17 protein-coding genes are annotated in these 18,041 nt (G+C 46.1%); 7 read left to right on the top strand and 10 right to left on the bottom strand.

Annotated features, from left to right (window positions below):
- Positions 1-44: 44 nt before the first annotated feature.
- Positions 45-737, bottom strand: coding sequence for a pseudaminic acid cytidylyltransferase (gene pseF, locus A1sIIA65_RS00175; RefSeq protein ID WP_095675605.1), 693 nt, complete (start codon positions 735-737; stop codon positions 45-47).
- Positions 734-1,747 carry a pseudaminic acid synthase gene (pseI, locus tag A1sIIA65_RS00170; RefSeq protein WP_420021974.1) on the bottom strand — a complete coding sequence of 338 codons (1,014 nt, stop codon included), beginning with the start codon at positions 1,745-1,747 and terminating at the stop codon, positions 734-736. Before pseI ends, pseF begins: the two co-directional genes overlap by 4 nt.
- 74 nt (positions 1,748-1,821) lie before the next feature.
- Between pseI and A1sIIA65_RS00165 the strand changes: the two genes are divergently transcribed.
- Genes A1sIIA65_RS00165 through A1sIIA65_RS07070 form a run of 3 tightly spaced genes read left to right on the top strand, consistent with a single transcriptional unit; the run spans position 1,822 to position 3,694 of the window.
- Complete coding sequence (locus A1sIIA65_RS00165) at positions 1,822-2,532, top strand: formyl transferase (protein WP_095675604.1); 711 nt, start codon at positions 1,822-1,824, stop codon at positions 2,530-2,532.
- Positions 2,529-3,206, top strand: coding sequence for a PIG-L deacetylase family protein (locus tag A1sIIA65_RS00160; protein ID WP_095675603.1), 678 nt, complete (start codon positions 2,529-2,531; stop codon positions 3,204-3,206). The genes A1sIIA65_RS00165 and A1sIIA65_RS00160 overlap by 4 nt, the downstream gene beginning before the upstream one ends.
- Before the next feature lie 5 nt (positions 3,207-3,211).
- Entirely contained in the window at positions 3,212-3,694 is a 483-nt protein-coding gene (locus tag A1sIIA65_RS07070; RefSeq protein ID WP_095675602.1) for a GNAT family N-acetyltransferase, read from the top strand.
- Here A1sIIA65_RS07070 and A1sIIA65_RS00150 read toward each other — a convergent pair.
- On the bottom strand, positions 3,672-4,793 hold the full coding sequence (locus A1sIIA65_RS00150) for a DegT/DnrJ/EryC1/StrS family aminotransferase (protein ID WP_095675601.1): 1,122 nt from the start codon (positions 4,791-4,793) through the stop codon (positions 3,672-3,674). The genes A1sIIA65_RS07070 and A1sIIA65_RS00150 overlap by 23 nt on opposite strands.
- A 5-nt stretch (positions 4,794-4,798) precedes the next feature.
- Entirely contained in the window at positions 4,799-5,776 is a 978-nt protein-coding gene (pseB, locus tag A1sIIA65_RS00145) for a UDP-N-acetylglucosamine 4,6-dehydratase (inverting) (protein WP_095675600.1), read from the bottom strand.
- 259 nt (positions 5,777-6,035) lie between these two features.
- On the opposite strand from pseB, the gene A1sIIA65_RS00140 reads away from it, so the two are divergent.
- Complete coding sequence (locus tag A1sIIA65_RS00140; RefSeq protein WP_125932718.1) at positions 6,036-6,800, top strand: hypothetical protein; 765 nt, start codon at positions 6,036-6,038, stop codon at positions 6,798-6,800.
- Positions 6,801-6,820: 20 nt separating this feature from the next.
- Here the strand turns inward: A1sIIA65_RS00140 and A1sIIA65_RS00135 are convergent, their stop codons facing one another.
- From A1sIIA65_RS00135 to tmk, 3 genes are all read right to left on the bottom strand, one after another.
- On the bottom strand, positions 6,821-7,465 hold the full coding sequence (locus tag A1sIIA65_RS00135) for a VOC family protein (RefSeq protein ID WP_095675598.1): 645 nt from the start codon (positions 7,463-7,465) through the stop codon (positions 6,821-6,823).
- Between the two features lie 61 nt (positions 7,466-7,526).
- Positions 7,527-8,684 (bottom strand): DNA polymerase III subunit delta', encoded by a 1,158-nt coding sequence (locus A1sIIA65_RS00130; RefSeq protein ID WP_095675597.1) that lies wholly within the window; start codon positions 8,682-8,684, stop codon positions 7,527-7,529.
- Positions 8,685-8,687: 3 nt separating this feature from the next.
- Positions 8,688-10,823 carry a dTMP kinase gene (gene tmk / locus A1sIIA65_RS00125; protein WP_095675596.1) on the bottom strand — a complete coding sequence of 712 codons (2,136 nt, stop codon included), beginning with the start codon at positions 10,821-10,823 and terminating at the stop codon, positions 8,688-8,690.
- A gap of 117 nt (positions 10,824-10,940) precedes the next feature.
- Here tmk and A1sIIA65_RS00120 point away from each other — a divergent pair, with 117 nt between their 5' ends.
- The 3 genes from A1sIIA65_RS00120 to A1sIIA65_RS00110 all read left to right on the top strand — a co-directional run bounded on the left by A1sIIA65_RS00120 (position 10,941) and on the right by A1sIIA65_RS00110 (position 12,901).
- Positions 10,941-11,450, top strand: coding sequence for a hypothetical protein (locus tag A1sIIA65_RS00120; protein ID WP_125932717.1), 510 nt, complete (start codon positions 10,941-10,943; stop codon positions 11,448-11,450).
- A gap of 67 nt (positions 11,451-11,517) precedes the next feature.
- On the top strand, positions 11,518-12,117 hold the full coding sequence (locus A1sIIA65_RS00115) for a hypothetical protein (RefSeq protein ID WP_095675594.1): 600 nt from the start codon (positions 11,518-11,520) through the stop codon (positions 12,115-12,117).
- A 67-nt stretch (positions 12,118-12,184) separates the two neighbouring features.
- Entirely contained in the window at positions 12,185-12,901 is a 717-nt protein-coding gene (locus A1sIIA65_RS00110) for a class I SAM-dependent methyltransferase (RefSeq protein ID WP_095675593.1), read from the top strand.
- Here A1sIIA65_RS00110 and galE read toward each other — a convergent pair whose 3' ends face one another.
- Genes galE through topA form a run of 3 tightly spaced genes read right to left on the bottom strand, consistent with a single transcriptional unit; the run spans position 12,902 to position 18,015 of the window.
- The gene (gene galE / locus A1sIIA65_RS00105; RefSeq protein WP_095675592.1) at positions 12,902-13,870 is read right to left on the bottom strand and encodes a UDP-glucose 4-epimerase GalE; all 969 of its coding nucleotides are present in this window, start codon (positions 13,868-13,870) and stop codon (positions 12,902-12,904) included.
- 17 nt (positions 13,871-13,887) lie between these two features.
- Positions 13,888-15,237 carry an MBL fold metallo-hydrolase gene (locus A1sIIA65_RS00100; RefSeq protein ID WP_095675591.1) on the bottom strand — a complete coding sequence of 450 codons (1,350 nt, stop codon included), beginning with the start codon at positions 15,235-15,237 and terminating at the stop codon, positions 13,888-13,890.
- 9 nt (positions 15,238-15,246) lie between these two features.
- Positions 15,247-18,015 (bottom strand): type I DNA topoisomerase, encoded by a 2,769-nt coding sequence (gene topA / locus A1sIIA65_RS00095; protein WP_095675590.1) that lies wholly within the window; start codon positions 18,013-18,015, stop codon positions 15,247-15,249.
- Positions 18,016-18,041: the final 26 nt, after the last annotated feature.

The raw sequence follows: 18,041 nt of genomic DNA, 5'->3' as shown, positions 1-18,041 counted from the left end.
AAAGGTAGCAGTGAATTTTGTTAAGGCTTAAAATTAGTTGCGAGCTAACTTTTCATTCTTAATTTATAGATTTCTTGTGCAAAATTCCAATCTTCAATCTCATCCACATCTATTGTTTCATATTTCCCGATTTCTATAAATCTTGAATTTCCGGTCAAAATAGGCTTTTCGGCAATCCATGCATTTGGCGCGCCAAGGTAGAAGAGAGCGGCGTCAAAAAAGTTTTCTGGTAAGTCTTGTGTTCTACTTTCCGAATTCTCCGGGTAAAGCAACAGAGGTTCATTGTTTGGGCCTCTGGAGAAACTGCGATAGATCGATCCGATGTTTGCTTTAGCAGTGAACACGTAATCTACTTTCTCTTTATCAAGAAGAGTTAACCCCGCTTCAAGACGATTCTTAGTGATGAAAGGTGATACGGGATAAACGCAACATACGAGCGTGTTATCCAGATTTTGGTTCAGGCTCAGGTCCCTAACAGCCGAAGACATAACCTCTACCGTTGTAGCAAAGTCATCGGCTAAATCTACTGGGCGATTTATTACATCAGCCCCAGCCTGTCTCGCTATTGTTTTAACTTCATCATCATCAGAACTTACAAAAATCTGATCAAATATCTCAAACCCGAGTAGTCGATGAATTGTGAGTTCAAGAATGGGTTGTCCACAGAATTTTTTTATATTCTTTTTAGGTATCCTCTTAGATCCACCCCTAGCGGGAATAATTGCAATAAGTTTCAATCAACTAATCCTTGAGACATTGGTGTGCCGATTGCATAGTCGCTATTGAATTTTTGTCCAATCAAACCATCCAAGTATCTTGGGTGTGCACCATAACCTGGTCTAATTGCTCTTACATTTTCATGAGATACAAAGTCTCCTGAAAGTACATCCTGAACGATGTAGAGTGACCTCCTAAGTCTTCGTGACTCGCTTTCTGATGGCTGTATGCTCCAAGAAGACACTCCCAAGCTTTCCGATGCCGACTTCCCTTCTAAGACAAGTTGAGCAAATTCAGCCGGTTCCATTGAGAATGCACTATCAAGTCCGCCATGCCTACGATCAAGAGTTATGTGTTTCTCGATTACGGTTGCTCCGAGTGCAATAGCCGCAATTGATGTACCTATTCCAAGGGTGTGGTCGGAAAGTCCAACCCTGACATTGAATTTCTCCCGAAGCAATTCCATTCGGTTTACATTTGCGTCTCGGGGTTGCGCTGGGTACGAGCTAGTGCAAACAAGTAATGTTAAATCCTGATTTCCTGTGGCTCGGAAAACGCTTACCAATTCTTCAATTTCTTCGAGCTCAGTCGCTCCAGTAGAAACTATTGTAGGTTTGCCTGTCTCGCCAACTAGCCTAATGAGTTGATGGTCTGAAGTTTCAAGAGATGCAATTTTATACATCGGTGCGTTCAGCGACTCTAGAAACTCTACTGCCGTTGGGTCAAATGGTGAACTGAATGGAATAACGCCACGATTTCTACAATGTTCGAAGAGTTCAGCGTGCCACTCCCATGGCGTCATGGCTTCCTGATAAAGCGTATACAGGGCTCGCCCTCCCCATAATTCGTGGCCGCCCGAAACAGCTAGACTTTCTAGATTCAATGTCATCGTGTCGGGTGTATAAGTCTGGAACTTGACTGCTGTTGCTCCTGCGTCGACAGATGCTTCAATCAATTGGTGAGCCCGGTCCAGAGACCCCATGTGGTTGGCTGAAATCTCTGCGACAAACAATGGATAATCCCGCACAATGGTTCCTAACTAGACGACCTTGAAGGACCTATTATAGAGGTGATTTTAAGAAGTTACCATGTCATAATGCCATAGTGAGTTCGAGTCAAGATAAAATCAAGCAAAGCCACAGGTATTTTGTAGTGGCGAAGCATGATTTTTATTTGGATGATGCCAAAAAATCTTTCGCAGCTCTCGGAATTGAAATCCAAGTAAGTAATCACTTAGAAGAGATTTGTGAGGAAATCCTCGAGAATTCAGAAAACTGCACCGTTTTTGTACCCCACTATTCAAAAATTATTGAGTTGAAGACTTTCCCAAATGTAAGATTTATAGGGTTCCATACGGGTACGCTTCCACAAGATCGCGGGGGCTCCCCTATTCAGAATAAAATTTTAAGGAAAGAATATCTGACACAAGTTTCTGCTATCGCCCTTGAGGATAAAATTGATTCTGGTGCAATATACACGCAGCGCAAAATCGATCTTTCTGAAGGTGATATCGAATTTATCTTGCGTAAAATATCATTGCTTATTTCTTCCATGATGACTGAAATTGTCATGGGTAATCTAAAGCCGACGCCACAAGTTGACAATTTTGAAGTTAACAAGCGTTTAATCGCATCAAACTCGGAGCTCCCAAAACGAGCCGGTATAAACGATCTCTACGACAGGATTCGAATGGTTGATGGTCTTGACTACCCAAATGCATTTATAAGTCAAGATAATTACAAAGTTTACTTTACAAAAGTTATAAAAATGGATGGGGTTCTATCTGCCTATGCAATATTTGAAAGCAGTGAATGATGTTATTTAGCAACGAAGAGGTGTTAGTTATTGCCGCGCACCCAGACGATGAAACTCTTGGAATGGGCGGAACAATTCACAAATTGGGTTTACTGGGTTCGCGGGTCAGAGTTGTTTTTCTCTCTGATGGAGTTAATTCTCGAGAAGACATTCGAGAGAGTTTAGTTAGTAGGCGAACAGCCGCAACAAAGGCTTTGAAAATCTTAAATTGTTCGGACGTGTATTTTTGTGATTACCCAGACAATTCAATGGATTCTGTAACTTTAATCGATATTGTCAAGACCATTGAGGACAGCATAAATGACTTTAGTCCTACAGTTTTATTCACCCATTTTCCCCACGACCTAAATGTTGATCATAGAATTACTGGCCAGGCGTGTTTAGTTGCCGCTCGACCAAAAGTAAATTGCAAAATCAAGTCCCTGCTTTTCTTTGAAGTTCAATCCAGCACAGAGTGGAATTTTGGAGCTTCTCAGTTTAAACCAAATATGTTTGTCGACATCACCGAAAGTTTTGAAGTTAAAATGAAAGCTCTCAGGGAATACCAGGTTGAGATTGAGGCTTTCCCAGAGGCAAGATCTTTCGCTGGAATAGAGGCGCGGAGTATGGTTCGTGGAGTTACCGTCGGCGTTTCGAATGCAGAAGCTTTTCAAATCGCTTTCATGCGAGAGTAGTTTTAATGACAAACCCTGATGTAGTTATTTTCAGAAATATAGAGCTTAATGATGAAGCTAGTTTATTAACACTTAGAAATAGTCCTTCGAATTTGGAGTTCTTTAAGAACCCTCGCACTGTCTCCTCTGAGGATCACGCAAGATGGTTCGTTTCTAGGTTGACGGATTTTAGAGCACTTCAAATTGTTGCGGTATTGTCGAACCAATTAATTGGAATTGTATTTCTAGTTCCGCTAGACGACAACTCTGGTTCCATTTCAATCAATATCGATTCTAAGTACCAATCGCAAGGGATTGGTCAGGAATTGTTGACACGAATGATGTTTCGTGCGGATTCGCTCAGATTCTCCAGAATTGAAGCACTAATTCACTTATCCAATACTAGATCTATTTCACTTTTTGAAAGATGTGGGTTTGTTTTCGAAGAGAAGGTTTCAGGGTTTCTCGTGCGCTATGTGAGATTTACTAACCAAAATACTTTGAGATAGTTATCAAGATTTTAGCAAATTCTTCGTCTTGCAATCCCACATACATTGGCAGTGAGATTTCAGACTTGTAAAAGTATTCGCTATTTATGAATTCACCCTGATGCGTTTCAATTGAAGAAAAAACAGGGTGTGCATAAGCTGGAATGTAGTTAACTTGTACAAAAATTTCGCTTTGTCTTAGAAAATTAAATAAGGATTCTCTGATTTCTGGCGCTACGTGCATATGGTACAAGTGCCACATGGGAGAAACATAATCTCTCACTCTCGGAACAACTATTCCCTCTAATTCATTGAAATGTGAGTTGTATCCATTAAATAGTTTGCTTCTTTGAACCTTAAAATCAGACAATCGGCTGAGTTGAGATATACCTAATGCGCATAGGACATCAGGAAGTCTGTAGTTCAATCCAAATTGTTGCACTTCTTGATGCCATGCCCCTTCGGTTCTATTTACAAACTCCTCCTTGTTTCGAATTAAACCCTGACGCGAAAACCTACGAGCTTTCTGGAGAAGCTCAGGGTGAATTGACGAAACAGCACCTCCTTCTGCAGTAGTCAGATTCTTGGTTGGATAAAAGGAAAAAGTAGTTATGTCTGCGATTGAGCCCACAGGACGGTTCTTATAGGAACTGCCGATTGCGTGCGCCGCATCCTCTATTAGGTAAACACCATGTTTATCTGCGATTGCTCGTAATTCGTCAAGGTCTGCGGGGTGTCCAGCGTAATCAACTGCAACTATCGCCTTAGTTCGGGGCGTAATTGCGGCTTCAACTGCTTTTGGATCAATATTGCCTGTATCAAGTTGAATATCAGCAAACACTATTTTTGCGCCCATTAGAGCCGCCGTCGCTTGGGTTGCTATAAACGTAATGGGTGGGGTAATTATCTCATCACCAGGTTCTAAGCCAATAGCAGCGTATGCGCAATGCAACGCTGCAGTACCCGATGAGACCACGACGCAAGGTGCGCCGACTACTTTCTCAATTTCCTGCTCAAATTGCTCTACCAATGGACCTGTAGTTAGGAAATTTCCTTTTAATGCTTGAACTACCGCTGCAATGTCATCGTCATTTATCGACTGGCGTCCGTAAGGAATCATTAAAATTAAATTTCGGTAAGGAAATTTCTAATGTCTTCTTTTGACATCCACAAATCATTTGTCTGGGATTGATAGGCCACTCCCTCAGGCATCTGAGTTCCTTTAGGGGATTTATATCCCCATTCTGCAACTACGGGAGTAACTACATACCGGTCGCCAATAAGAAAAGTTCTACGGCTGTCATCCGCTGAAATCATCTCTTCATGAAGCTTTTCGCCAGGTCGCATGCCGACTTCTTCTAACTGTGCATCTGGTGCGACTGCCGATGCGAGATCCACAATTCTCATGCTGGGGATACGGGGGACGTACAGCTCTCCACCATGCATAATTTCGAGAGATTCCATTACAAACCGGACGGCTTGTTCGATGCTAATCCAGAATCGCGTCATTCTTAAATCTGTGATGGGAAGTGGTTGTCCTGAATCCGCAAGTGATTTCCATAGAGGTATGACCGAACCGCGACTGCCCATGACGTTGCCGTATCGGACAACTGAAAATGTTGTTCCGTAACTGTGGCTGTAATTGTTGGCGGCTACAAACAATTTGTCTGCAGTTAATTTCGTTGCACCATAGAGGTTGATTGGAGAGGACGCCTTGTCGGTTGAAAGTGCTACCAGCTTCTTTACGCCTGCTTCAATCGAGGCATCAATTACGTTTTGGCTTCCTAAGATATTTGTCTTGATAAACTCCATCGGGTTGTATTCACCGGTATCAACCTGTTTAAGTGCTGCCGCATGGATGACAAAATCAACACCGTGAAGTGCGCGCTTCAGACGTTCTAGGTCGCGAATGTCTCCAATGAACCATCTTAAGCGCTCGTTCTCACCGATTTCATTTCGCAGGTTGTGTTGCTTGAGTTCGTCGCGTGAATAGATAGCGATACGGCGAACTTTAGAATTCTCCATCAAGTATTTGATGAGCGCTCTACCTAAAGAACCCGTTCCTCCGGTGATTAAAACTGAAGAATTGTCTAGCTGAGACATCAATTTCCCCCATGCGGTGCTTTATTTGCGAAATATCGTGTAGAGCATACTCTTGATTCCTATGAGATTCATTTTTCGCGCGGATGCTTCGCCAGAAATCGGGTCGGGGCACGTGATGAGGTCATCGGTATTGGCCGAGGAAGCGATTTCCCGCGGTTATGAGTGCATTTTCGTTGGAAGTATATCGGGTCTTAATTGGGTTGCTGACCGAATTTCAACCTTGGGGTTCGCGCAAGTGCTTTCAGATGAATCCTCATTCGTGGCTGATGCAGAAACTGATGTACTTGTTCTGGATTCGTATTCGATTCCGGTTTCCGATGCATTTATCGCGAAAACGAACTGGAGGTTTGCGATGAGCATTTGTGACCAGGTATCACCTAAATATGCTGTTGATATTGAATTGCGTCCTGGGCTTGAGAAACCTGGAGAAATTCCGGCAACACCGATAGTGCTATCTGGTGCAGAGCACATTTTGATTCGTAAAGGCATTGTCAAATCAATTCAAATGAAACATGAGGGCGGAATTACAAGAGTGCTTGTTGTGGGTGGCGGATCTGATCCCTTCGGATATGTGCCAGCTGTTGCTGAGGTAATACGTTCACTCAAATTTAACTTGGAGGTTCATCTTTTCACGAATGAAGAAATCCATACTAAATTTTTTGAGGGGGTTGTTTTCCATCCGATTGGGACAGAGCTCGACTTAATTGCGCGCGAAGTAGATGTGGTGCTGACCACCGCAAGTACTTCGAGTCTCGAGTTTATTGCTCGGGAGATTCCCACCGGCATGGTGTGTGCAATGGGTAACCAAGAGGATTATTTCGAACAACTTGGTCGACTGGGTTATGCCACTCAAATTGGGGTGCGGACTCTCGCCGAGGGTTGGGAATTCAATGTGGAAGCGATTAAAGATTTGTTAGGAAGCCAAGAAAAACGTAATGCCTTGAAGCAAGCCGTTTCGGGCTTAATTGATCTCAAAGGCGCAGAAAGAGTTATTGATTTCTTAGTTAGCTTTAAGACCCCTTGACTTCAATAAATGTAACTTTACTAGTCTAGAACAACAACACCACTTGGTGTTGAGAGGTGTACAGCTACGATTCCTGATTGGTCGTCATTTGTTGATGGATCAACCCACTTGATATTCACGTCACCGAGTGAGGCAAGGATGTCTTCTTTAAACCATGAATCTGTGAGCTGATCTTTATCAGCAATAACAATCTTCTTAATTTCAGCTAGCGGGGTTCCATCCTGTGATGGGTGGTCGGCCGATAACCACTGTATAAAGAATGGAAATTCGCGAGTGTCCGCGATCTCTTTCACACCGATTTGTTTCCACTTCAGATCTGTCCCATTCGGACGTGTCCGGTGACCTTCAATAGCCTCGCGTCCAAACTTCTCTTCAATTGGCGCAATGTCTTTTGTACTAAATACCCATGTAAACCAACCGCCGCCTTCGTTGGCTTTCTTCGAAACTGCTTTACCCCAAGGAGTTTGTTCGGTTGCTGGGTGATCTAGTGGACAAACAACTTCAATGTATTGACCGTTCTTCAATGATGCTGTGAAGTTACGTGTTCCAAATCGTGGGTGGATGCCACCATCTACGAAGGTACTGCCGAGGCGCGAACCTAAGCGTTGTACTGTGTCAGCAAGTTGATCATGGGAAGTCACATAAGAAACATGGTCTAGACGCATGGTGGAATTCTGCCGTATGGAAAGGGGTGCTGGTGACCACCCTCAAGGGTTGGTTGAGAGGCTATTTACGCGCTAATTGGCACATCAGCGCTTCACAGGTGACAAGCGGCGCTGAATTCCGTGCGAGGTTCTCGCGCGCTTCCATGATGGCGTTGATTTTGTTAATGGTTGAGTGTGATGGGGAGTTAGCTGCGTAGCTTTCAATCTGTTCGTGCATATCCGTGTTAATCATTGAATCAATGTTCCCAGACTGCACCATCATGACATCGCGGTAAAAGGTGGCAATATCGAGAAGTGCGCCATCTATTGAGTCGCGGACCATGCGGGTAGAACGAGACTTCTGTTCTTTCTCAAGTTCTTTAACCGCCTTGGCTCCGCCGGTAGCCATGCCGCGGCCGGTTGCGCCTTTTCCGTAGGCTTCTTGAAGTTTCTCGACTTCTATCTCATCACGTTCATCCGACGTGGCATTCGCTTCTGTTGTTGCTAGGTCCACAAATGTTTGAGCTGCTTGGAATGCTGCTGCAAGTGAGCCAAGTTGTAGAGGAAGTTGCATGATGGTTTTGCGGTTGCTGCGAACTGATTCGTTGGTTGCTAAATACTTTGCACGGCCAATATGACCTTGGCTTACGCGTGCCGCAAAATCTGCCATGGCAGGTGCGATGTGATCGCGATTGATAAGAACGTTGGTGACTGCTTCAAGAGATGGTGTGCGTAGTTGGAGGTGGCGGCAACGTGAACGAATTGTTGGCAAGACATCATGAAGAGTGGGTGCACAGAGTAACCAGACTGTGCGTGTGCCAGGTTCTTCGATTGATTTAAGGAGTGCGTTAGCTGCAGATTCAGTGAGTCGATCAGAATCTTCCATCACAACTACACGCCAACCACCCATTGATGGTGCCCATGCAACTCGAGTTAGGAGTTCGCGAACTTCTTCTACTTTAATCGAAAGACCTTCCGTGCGAATTAGTTCAACATCTGGGTGGCTGTGGGTTTTCGCTGAATTACAGTCGTTGCAAGTGCCACAGCCACTGTTGGGGCAGATAAGGGCTTGAGCAAAGGCAATTGCAGCTGATGAACGACCCGATCCTGGAGGGCCTGTAAAGACCCAAGCATGCGTCATTTCCTGTGATTCTTCGCCTGTGCGAGCTGCGGCAACAGCCCCCTGCAGAATTTCAACGATGTGTTCTTGGCCGACAAGATCGTCAAAGACGGAGGTCATCTACTACTTCTTCTTCTTTATTGTCGCTGACTTGCTTGCCTTGGCTGCGCGGGTAACTGTCGTTGTAACTGCATGTGTTGCAATGCGAATTGGCTTGAGGAACTTATTCTGTTGTGGGCCTTGAGCATTGCGCTTGAGTGCAGGAAGTTCGGCGACGCGGGCGATGATTTGTGTATGAATCTCTTCAACGCTTTGTGTGCCATCGACTACGAAGTATCGCTCTGGGTCCATAATTGCGATTTGTAAGAACTCTTGGCGTACTCGCTCGTGGAATTCGGTGGGTTCTGCCTCTAGTCGGTCGCGTGATTGAAGACGACTTAAGCCCACCTCCGCTGGAACATCGATCAGGATTGTCAGAGTTGGATACAAACTCTCTGTGGCCCAACGAGAGATACGTGCGACTTCTGAAGGATTGAGAACGCGACCTGCACCTTGATAGGCAGCAGATGAATCGAAGTAGCGATCGGTGATGACAACATCTCCGCGATCTAGGCCAGGGCGGATAACCGAGAAGACATGGTGAGCGCGGTCTGCTGCATAGAGAAGCGCTTCAGCCCGTGGGCTAATGACTCCGGTTTCATGTCCAAGAAGAATCTTGCGTAGATCTTTTCCAAGGTCTGTACCACCAGGTTCACGAGAGAGAACAACAGTCTCTCCTTCTTGCTCTAACCACTTCTGCAATAACTTTGACTGTGTTGATTTTCCTGTGCCTTCTCCACCTTCAAATGCGATAAAGATTCCTTTTGCTTGTGCTCCGGTGATTGCACCGAGTTCACCTTGAAGGGCCGCGAGGATGTCTGACCAGAGAGAGACTGTTGGGCGATCTTTCATCTGGTGATAAGAGACAGAACCAATGAGAACAGCGATGAGGCCCGCAATAAGGATGGTGATCTGTGCGCCGTTGTAGTTAAGGACGATTGTCTGGAATTCATAACGGTGCACACCAATAGTCGCTGCGATAATGGGGGCAATAGCGAGAACAGCTACCAAAGTAATGCGGATCAATGATTGTACGAAGGCGAAGGTGCGGCCGCGCACATCATCATGGACCTCCATGCCAAGCATGGTGAAGCCAGTGACCCAGGCAATTCCGCTGAAGGCACCAAGGATTGCAACGATTATCACTGAGAGAACTAGGTTTGAGATAAGAGCTAAGAGAACAAGGAATACACCTGATGTTGTGAGCGATGCTCCAAAAAGCCTGCGACGTGAGAACTGTGCAAATACTTTTGGGCCAAATGCAATACCAATTGCAAGACCGGTAAAGACAGAACCAAAGAGAACACCGTATGCAGCATCTCCGCCACCGAGGTCGCCCACGAATGTGCGAGCAAGGCCGATAACAGCGCCAGCTGCTGAGAATGCACCGACCATTCCGATGATGAGGCCGCGGATAATTTTAGATTCAGAGACGGCTTTCCATCCTTGAATCAGTGATTGTCCTACGTTCTCATCCTTGTTTGATTTAGATGCTGAACCCTTTGGAATCTCTTTGAGGCCACGGATTGTCCATGCAGCAAAGAGGAATGAGAGTGCATTGATATAGAGAGCAATATCAACTGAGTTACTTGGTAAGAGTGGACTAATTGCTGCAATAGCACCAGAGAGAAGTGTGAGAAGTGAGAAGAGGATTGCAGCAATAGGTGCTGTGCCATAGGCGGCCAATAGTGAGACTTGATTTGCGTTTTCAAGCTTGTCACGTGGGACAAGGTTGGGAACTGATGCCTCTTTGGCAGGTGACCAGAAGAGAGTGAGGCACTCAACGAGAATCATTGCGGTGTAGAGCCAGAAGTATGTGTGAACGATTGGAATAGAGATATAGAGCCCAGCTCGCATCACATCAACTGAAACCATCAATCTGCGGCGATCAAAGCGATCTGCGATTACTCCAGCTATTGGTCCAAGAAAGACAGCCGGTAAGAGACGAGCGATAAAGACTCCTGCGATTGCAAAGTTTGCTGTGGCATAAGAACCACCAGAGAGTTGTTGTGCAAGGGCTGTAGTTGCAAGAAGGCCGAGCCAATCACCAAGGGATGAGAAGAGCATCGAGTTCCAGAGCTTGCGAAAGGCTGGGATTGCAAGGACTCCACGGCGAGCATCCTGCGCTGGAGCAGCAGGGGTTGGAAGGCTTGCAGGCATGAGGTGAGTCTATCGGCAGGCGCTGATAGGGCTAGAAAGGGCTAAATCCGCCCATTTCTTACTCTTCTCTCAAGATTCGTAGCAGACCTATCTCACCCCCCCTACCTACCATTAGCTATGCCACGAATGTTTAAGAGATTTAGAGGGTTCTTTCTCTTCGTCATGCTTTTATCGGTTACAGCCCGCGTGTTCACAGGCGCATCTGAAGCTCAAGTTAATTTCACTTCACTGATTGTGGATCAGCATCTTGTCACAGACAGTGCGGTTGATGGACACGCTCTGCTTCACCAAGCAGAGCTTAAGAGCAACGAAGGTGCAAATTCAATTCCTGAAAAGCATCGCACCTATGCAACCTATAAGAAATATGTAACTCCTGATAAATCACTCTCGGTTGATGTTGCACATACTAAACGTAAGACTGTGCGAGCAAGTGATGTCACATATATAAATCTTTCACATATCCACTCTTCAATATTCTTGCCAGTTGCCAACTCTCCACCTGCAGTCGTGTCTGCGCATTTACATACACACACGCCTACAACCGATTCATCGGTGGTTACGGAGAATATTCTTGGAGAGATTGCAATCAATCACAGTGCTGGGGGGCTCAGCAGCCTCCAGCTTTAATGACGTTAGGCAGAAGTCGTGGCCTTATCTGCTCAAATCATCCCTTCCCTCACATATCGACTTTCGCGTGGAGACACGTGGTGGTCTCACCTTTGTTCGCGCAATCACTGAGCTTGCAGACTTCCCCAATGAAGATCTCCTCGTCTTCCACTTTGGGACTTCTATTGGTTGGCCAGTCTCTGTCGTAAGACTCGGCCACAAGATGGGAATTGACTTTGCAAGTGAATTTAGCTTCCATCAACCTGCCTATGCCAGCAAAGCATGGAGTAAGCGCTTAAAGCGCGCACTGAAGGTGCGCTTTAGAAACACAGTCAAATACGCTCTGTATTTCACGGGTCTCTATAAGTCACGAATCAGCAGACGTGAGATTGAAGATCAGTTAGATGCTGTTGTGCACCTTGCAAAGCACCAGAGCAAACGGATCATGTGGATTCAGCATCAAGCCCTGCAGAATCGGCGCATCTTCTTGGAGAGACGCAGCTATAAGCGTTACTACACGGAGATTGAGCGCTGTCTGCAGAAATACAGATCTTCTGACTTCACAGTGATCACCTTGCCAGAAAGCTTTCTCACACAAGAGAACTATCTTCTAGATTGTGTTCACCTGAGTGAAGAAGGACATCGCAAGATGTTTGAGATCGTGCGAGAAGCCTTTAGGAGCGGTTAGGAGACGATGCCGTCCCCAAACAAATGTCCCCGTAGGGCTGTGAGTGTTTGTTCGGTACTCTTCGAACATGCAAAATAGAAAATGGCGCCTGTTACAGCAAAGAGTCCACTATTTTACTGAAGGCAACTTCCACGGCGTGAGTGGTAATTGGCTATCTAAACAATGTGATTCTATTTTTCCTGACATTTCAAGTTTTGCTAATGGCCCAGATTGCGTCGTGGGCCTACTGGCGAATCATCTGAATGAAGGGCTAGAGGTGTTTGAATCAGTAGTTGCAGAAAAATCTGGTGAGAATTTCGGTAAGAATTTCGATTGCGAAGCTGGCCTAGCTTCATTTCTTTATGCTCACATACTTAGTGCCAAGCCTTCATTGGTGATTGAAACTGGTGTCGCGAACGGGATTACGACAAATGTAATCATGAGGGCATTAGAGGTGACTGGTGGTTCACTCCATTCCTTTGATGTTGATCCGCGAACCGAAAATGTCTACCAGGGAAAGGGTTCCTGGAGCTTTCATCTTTTAAGGGGAAACCTTGAACAGGATCTAGCTAATCAGGTAGCCAAGTTTGGTGAAGTAGATCTTTGGATCCATGATTCAAATCATGGTTACCAGTGGCAAGCTTTTGAATACAATCTTGCAATCTCAAAATTACATTCTGGTGGACTGCTCGTTTCGGACGATATCGACGCTTCGACTGCATGGGGAATGGCCTCAAAGTCAAACTTTAAGAAATCCTTTGCCATTTTTGACATCCGAAAGTTCTTTGGAGTTGCAACAATTTAATTAAAAGAGGCTTCTCACACTCTGCTCGAGTGAATAGGCAGATTCAAAGCCCATCGCACTCTTTGCGAGATTGATATCAGCACATAAGAAGGCTGGGTCGCCTGCGCGACGTTCGACCTCAATAACCTTGGTATCGGCTTTGTTGGTGGCATCAAGGACGAGCTTGATGATCTCGCGCACTGAAGCGCCACGGCCTGTGCCGATATTCATTGCAGGTGGAAGTTTGGTTGTGGCGCTTGCTGCAGCTAAATGTGCGCGAGCGATATCGCGAACATCGACGTAGTCACGGATACATGTACCATCAGGAGTTGGGTAGTCGGTACCGAAGATTGTTGGTGCTTCACCCTTGTTGAGTTTGCCGAGAACGATTGGGACAAGGTTTTCAACTGAGTTATCGAAAAGTTCTGGGGCTGCGGCTCCTACGACGTTGAAGAATCGAAGTGATGTACCAAAGTTACCATCAGTGTTGATGAAGTCGGTGACCTTTGACTCTGCTTGATACTTTGAGTCCCCGTAAGGAGAGATTGGTTTCTTTTCCCCATCTTCTTTGCATGGATCCATTGAATCTGGGCTGCCATAGACAGCTGCAGTGGATGAGAAGATGAATTTCTTAACACCGTTACGTTTTGCGATTTTCAAAAGTTCTGTTGTTGCATCGAGGTTTACTTCGAAGTACTCATCTGGCTTCTCCATTGATTCACCGACTGCCTTGAGTGCTGCGGTGTGGACGATGCCGTTGATGTTGTGGGTGCGAATTACATTTTCGATCTCGTTGTAATCACGGATATCAGCTTTGATGAGTGGGATCTCTACCTTGTGCTTTGCGCGCAGGTAGACGATGCGGGATTCAAGGCCCTGGTAGAGCGAGTCATAGATGACGACGTTCTTGCCGCTTGCGATGAATTCATCAGCGATATGCGTGCCGATATATCCAGCGCCTCCGGTAAGTAACCACGTCTCTTGAGTCATGTCCGAAGTTTACTCATTTAAATCCCAAAGAAGTTCAAGAGCGAGTGCGATGAACGGTCATAATCACCACATCTTTGCCAGGTGAAATGGGAACCAACATCTGCTTGATTCCAATGCATGGGCGTAAAACCTTTGTATCCTTTCGCGCGAGTGCTCAGCCTCCTGAGGAGTTCCGTTGGCATTGTTATGGTTGTAACGCTTTCAAAAATAGGGGCGTTACCGGATACAACGCCAGTTCTCTTCCCTTGTGGGTCAAGGTTGATTGTTACAAAATTCTCACCATCACCAATAACAAAACTGTTTTCCTTTTGAATCTTTGCCAGAACGCTTCTTGTTGCTACTGGTGTAGCCGCAACTATCAGGTCGGTTTCAATGCTATTCCACGCGGTACTACGCTCTTTTTCGTAGTTAAAATCGATTTTGGAGATGTTCTGAATATAGGTTCTCTTAACATCTTCGGAAGGCTCCACGTAGCTCGCGCTCTGCAGACCTTGAGTTAAATCTATATTTCCTCCTGGGGTAACGGTGACTACTTCTCTTTCCGTGATTTGCCGCAGGAGAATTGCAGCTTCATCGAGAGGCAGAGTTGCTCGAAAATCATTCAGGTGTGTTAATTTTCCCCCAAGGATGTACTGTCCTGCAAAAGGCATTATCTTCTTGGCCCCGACGGCATCAGCAGCAGATATCAGCATGTGGCAAGTTGCTTCCACTACTTTTTTAGCTGCTTCTATTTTATTAGAAACTTCTGGGAAACATTGCGGGAAAGGACTTGCACCACCGTAATGCCCCATAATCAAATCTGCCTGACCTATATTTGCTGCAATCCTCGGTACTAGCTGAATCCCCATTCCATCATTTGCGTTGACAACAGTAAATCCATCTCCTTTGAAAACACCAATTGAATCAATGCCTCGCAGTTTGGGTTCGGATTGGCATGGGATGTTTGAGCCACAAACTGCCGGGTTGCACGTGTCAGATGCAAAGACCTTTAAGGTGAAGTCTTTTTCAATTTCTACAAGGCCCATTACTGGGATTTCAATTACTCTTGTTTGTGGTCCTACCACTGCGTTCACTGATCTTTTTAACCAGCTATGAGCAAATTCTGCAATATATATCGGTACGTGTGGATTCCTTTTTGTAAATTTTGCCAAGAATTTTGGATCGTAGTGATCGGGATGCAAGTGGGTGATATATACACCGTGACACCGCTCAGACAGCAATTGTTCCTCAAGATCTTCGGGGAGCGGGGGCCATTGAAACCAACTTCCAAGAAATGCCCCCGGGTTGACCCATGGATCGCATAATATGTTTGCTCCAGAGACAACGCTTATGCGAACGCACGCGTTCGTGTACCAGGTTACTTTCATGATTAGATTCTACTCAGCGCTCTTCTTGGCTTTTCCTGATGCTTGCTTAGCTGCTTTCTTCTTAATTGCAGCCTTCTTTAGGGTGTTCTTTGTCAGTGTAGGAGCCACACTGCCGGGCTTTACCTTTGCTGCTTTCTTGCGTGATTTCTTCGGTGAAGGGCCGTTCTCTGCTTCCCATGCACGGCGGCCTGCAAGGAGTTCGAGTCCGCGCTCGAGAGTCATTGCTTCAAGAGTGTCACCGCGACGAAGCGTTGCATTGGTTTCGCCATCGGTGACATACATACCAAATCTTCCATCTTTAATGATGACTTGTTTTTCACTGCCTGGATCAACGCCAAGTTCTTTCAGTGGTGGCTTTGCAACACCGCGGCGACGTTCCTTTGGTTTTGAGTAAATCTCAAGTGCTTCATCGAGGTTGATGGAGAAGAGCTGATCTTCAGATGTGAGTGTGCGTGAATCAGCACCAGCCTTGAGATAAGGACCGTATCGGCCGTTCTGCACGGTGATGTCATCGCCTGCACTGTTTGTACCAAGAACGCGAGGAAGTGAGAGAAGTTGTAGCGCATCATCGAGTGTGATGGTGTCGAGGTTCATGGTGGATAGCAAGGATGCTGTCTTTGGCTTTGGTGCATCTTTCTTCTTACGCTTCTTCTTTGGCTCGCCCTTATCGTTGAGCTCTACAGGTTCTTCAGGGAAGATTTCAGTGATGTATGGACCAAATCGTCCTGACTTTGCAACCACTTCAAAGTTTGTCTTTGGGTCTACGCCGAGTTCGCGTTCTCCTGATGGGGCAGCAAGAAGTTCGATTGCTTTTTCAAGTGTGAGTTCATCCGGTGCAAGGTTTTCAGGGATGTTGGCAAGCTTGCGATCTTGATCAGGAATGTTTTCTTGTAGATACGCACCGTAACGACCCACACGGATTTCGATCGTGTCAGATAAATTCATTGTGTTGGTAGCTCTGGCATCAATCACACCAAGATCAAGTGAGAGCTCATTTAGCCCTGGTTGACCATCGACGCCGTAGTAGAAATCGCGGAGCCAATCAACGCGGCCTGCTTCACCGGCTGCAATCTTGTCGAGATCTTCTTCCATTGATGCGGTGAAGTCATAGTCCACAAGCTTGGTGAAGTGGGTTTCGAGCAAGCCTGTCACTGAGAATGCGAGGAAGGTTGGAACGAGTGCGCGGCCACGCTTTGAGACGTATCCACGATCTTGGATAGTTTGAATAATGGATGCGAATGTTGATGGGCGGCCGATGCCGAGTTCTTCTAGTTTCTTAACCAGAGTTGGTTCGGTGTAGCGCGCAGGTGGCTTGGTGTCATGGCCTTCGCAAGAGTATTCATCGACCTTTACTGATTGACCCACTGTCATTGCAGGTAAGCGACGGTCTTCAGATTCTTCATCCTTATTTTCATCGGTTGCGATGTCATCGTAAGCGGCTAAGAATCCAGGGAATGTGATGACAGAGCCATTGGCGCGGAAGATGGTCTCTTTCTTATCTGCAGTCTTTGCATCGAAATCAACGCGCATCTGCATCTTCTTGGCATCAGCCATTTGGGATGCGACGGTGCGTTTCCAAATGAGGTCGTAGAGCGCGAATTCATCGCGAGAAAGTTCTGGTGCTAGTTCGCCAGGTGTCTTAAAGACATCACCGGCAGGGCGAATAGCTTCGTGCGCTTCTTGTGCGTTCTTAGATTTACCTTGGTAGACGCGTGCGGTTTCGTAAACATGATCTTTTCCGTAAAGAGAAGTCGCAGCAGCGCGTGCTGCCTTAATCGCTTGATCAGATAAGTTGATTGAGTCTGTACGCATATAGGTGATGTAACCGTTTTCATACAAGCGCTGTGCAATACGCATAGTGATCTGTGCGCCCCAACCAAGGCGAGAACCGGCGTCTTGCTGCATTGTTGAAGTTGTAAATGGTGGCTTAGGACGCTCAGTGCGTGGGCTCTCTTCCATCGACTTCACAGTCAGTGGAGTGTTCTTTAAAGACTCAGTCAGCGCTGTCGCCTGCTTTTCATCAAGCAAAAGAATGTCTTTAAGGGATTTCTCTTTCACTGCCCCATCTGCTCCAAAGTCAGCGGTGGAGGCTACTTTCTTGCCATCAACCGACAGTAATCGCGCAGTAAAGCCAAGCTCTGTCTTAGCGTTGAGATCCCACCAAGAGGATGAGATGAAGGCCATGCGTTCACGTTCTTTTTCAACAATCAACCTTGTTGCAACAGATTGCACACGGCCTGCTGAAATGCGTGGCATAACTTTCTTCCAAAGAACTGGTGAAAGTCGGTAGCCATAAAGACGATCTAGGACGCGGCGGGTTTCTTGCGCATCAATCAGGTTGTAATCAAGGTCGCGGGTGTTTTCAACTGCTGCCTTGATGGCATCTTCTGTGATCTCATTAAAGACCATGCGCTTAATAGGAATCTTTGGTTGTAGTACTTCAACCAGGTGCCAGGCGATAGCTTCGCCTTCGCGGTCCTCATCAGTTGCAAGAAGGATCTCATCAGCTTCCTTCATCAACTCCTTAAGCTCAGCAACTTTCGCTCGCTTATCTGGGTTGATGACATATAAAGGTGCGAAATCATTTTCGATATCGACGCCCTCTTTAGACCAGGCGAGCTTCTTGACCTCTTTAGGGATGTCAGCTGCTCTCTGAGGCAGATCGCGAATATGGCCAACGCTAGCCTCGACGATGTAACCATCGCCGAGGTAGCCGCCAATTTTGCGTGCTTTTGCAGGGGACTCAACAATCACCAGCTTCTTCAAGTTTTTAGCCATTAGGTAGAGGGGGAAGTTCTTTCTCT

This window comes from Candidatus Planktophila dulcis (assembly GCF_002288225.1).
Lineage (GTDB): Bacteria > Actinomycetota > Actinomycetes > Nanopelagicales > Nanopelagicaceae > Planktophila > Planktophila dulcis.
Note: the sequence above shows the minus strand (reverse complement) of the source record. Positions and strands in the feature narration are given on the sequence as shown.

What these genes read in the sequence shown, in the direction of transcription:
- A1sIIA65_RS00160 (WP_095675603.1), top strand. Translation starts at nt 2,529, where the DNA reads ATGATGTTATTTAGCAACGAAGAGGTGTTAGTTATTGCCGCGCACCCA.
- A1sIIA65_RS07070 (WP_095675602.1), top strand. Translation starts at nt 3,212, where the DNA reads ATGACAAACCCTGATGTAGTTATTTTCAGAAATATAGAGCTTAATGAT.
- A1sIIA65_RS00150 (WP_095675601.1), bottom strand. Translation starts at nt 4,793, where the DNA reads ATGATTCCTTACGGACGCCAGTCGATAAATGACGATGACATTGCAGCG.
- pseB (WP_095675600.1), bottom strand. Translation starts at nt 5,776, where the DNA reads ATGTCTCAGCTAGACAATTCTTCAGTTTTAATCACCGGAGGAACGGGT.
- A1sIIA65_RS00135 (WP_095675598.1), bottom strand. Translation starts at nt 7,465, where the DNA reads ATGCGTCTAGACCATGTTTCTTATGTGACTTCCCATGATCAACTTGCT.
- A1sIIA65_RS00130 (WP_095675597.1), bottom strand. Translation starts at nt 8,684, where the DNA reads ATGACCTCCGTCTTTGACGATCTTGTCGGCCAAGAACACATCGTTGAA.
- tmk (WP_095675596.1), bottom strand. Translation starts at nt 10,823, where the DNA reads ATGCCTGCAAGCCTTCCAACCCCTGCTGCTCCAGCGCAGGATGCTCGC.
- A1sIIA65_RS00120 (WP_125932717.1), top strand. Translation starts at nt 10,941, where the DNA reads ATGCCACGAATGTTTAAGAGATTTAGAGGGTTCTTTCTCTTCGTCATG.
- A1sIIA65_RS00110 (WP_095675593.1), top strand. Translation starts at nt 12,185, where the DNA reads ATGCAAAATAGAAAATGGCGCCTGTTACAGCAAAGAGTCCACTATTTT.
- galE (WP_095675592.1), bottom strand. Translation starts at nt 13,870, where the DNA reads ATGACTCAAGAGACGTGGTTACTTACCGGAGGCGCTGGATATATCGGC.
- A1sIIA65_RS00100 (WP_095675591.1), bottom strand. Translation starts at nt 15,237, where the DNA reads ATGAAAGTAACCTGGTACACGAACGCGTGCGTTCGCATAAGCGTTGTC.
- topA (WP_095675590.1), bottom strand. Translation starts at nt 18,015, where the DNA reads ATGGCTAAAAACTTGAAGAAGCTGGTGATTGTTGAGTCCCCTGCAAAA.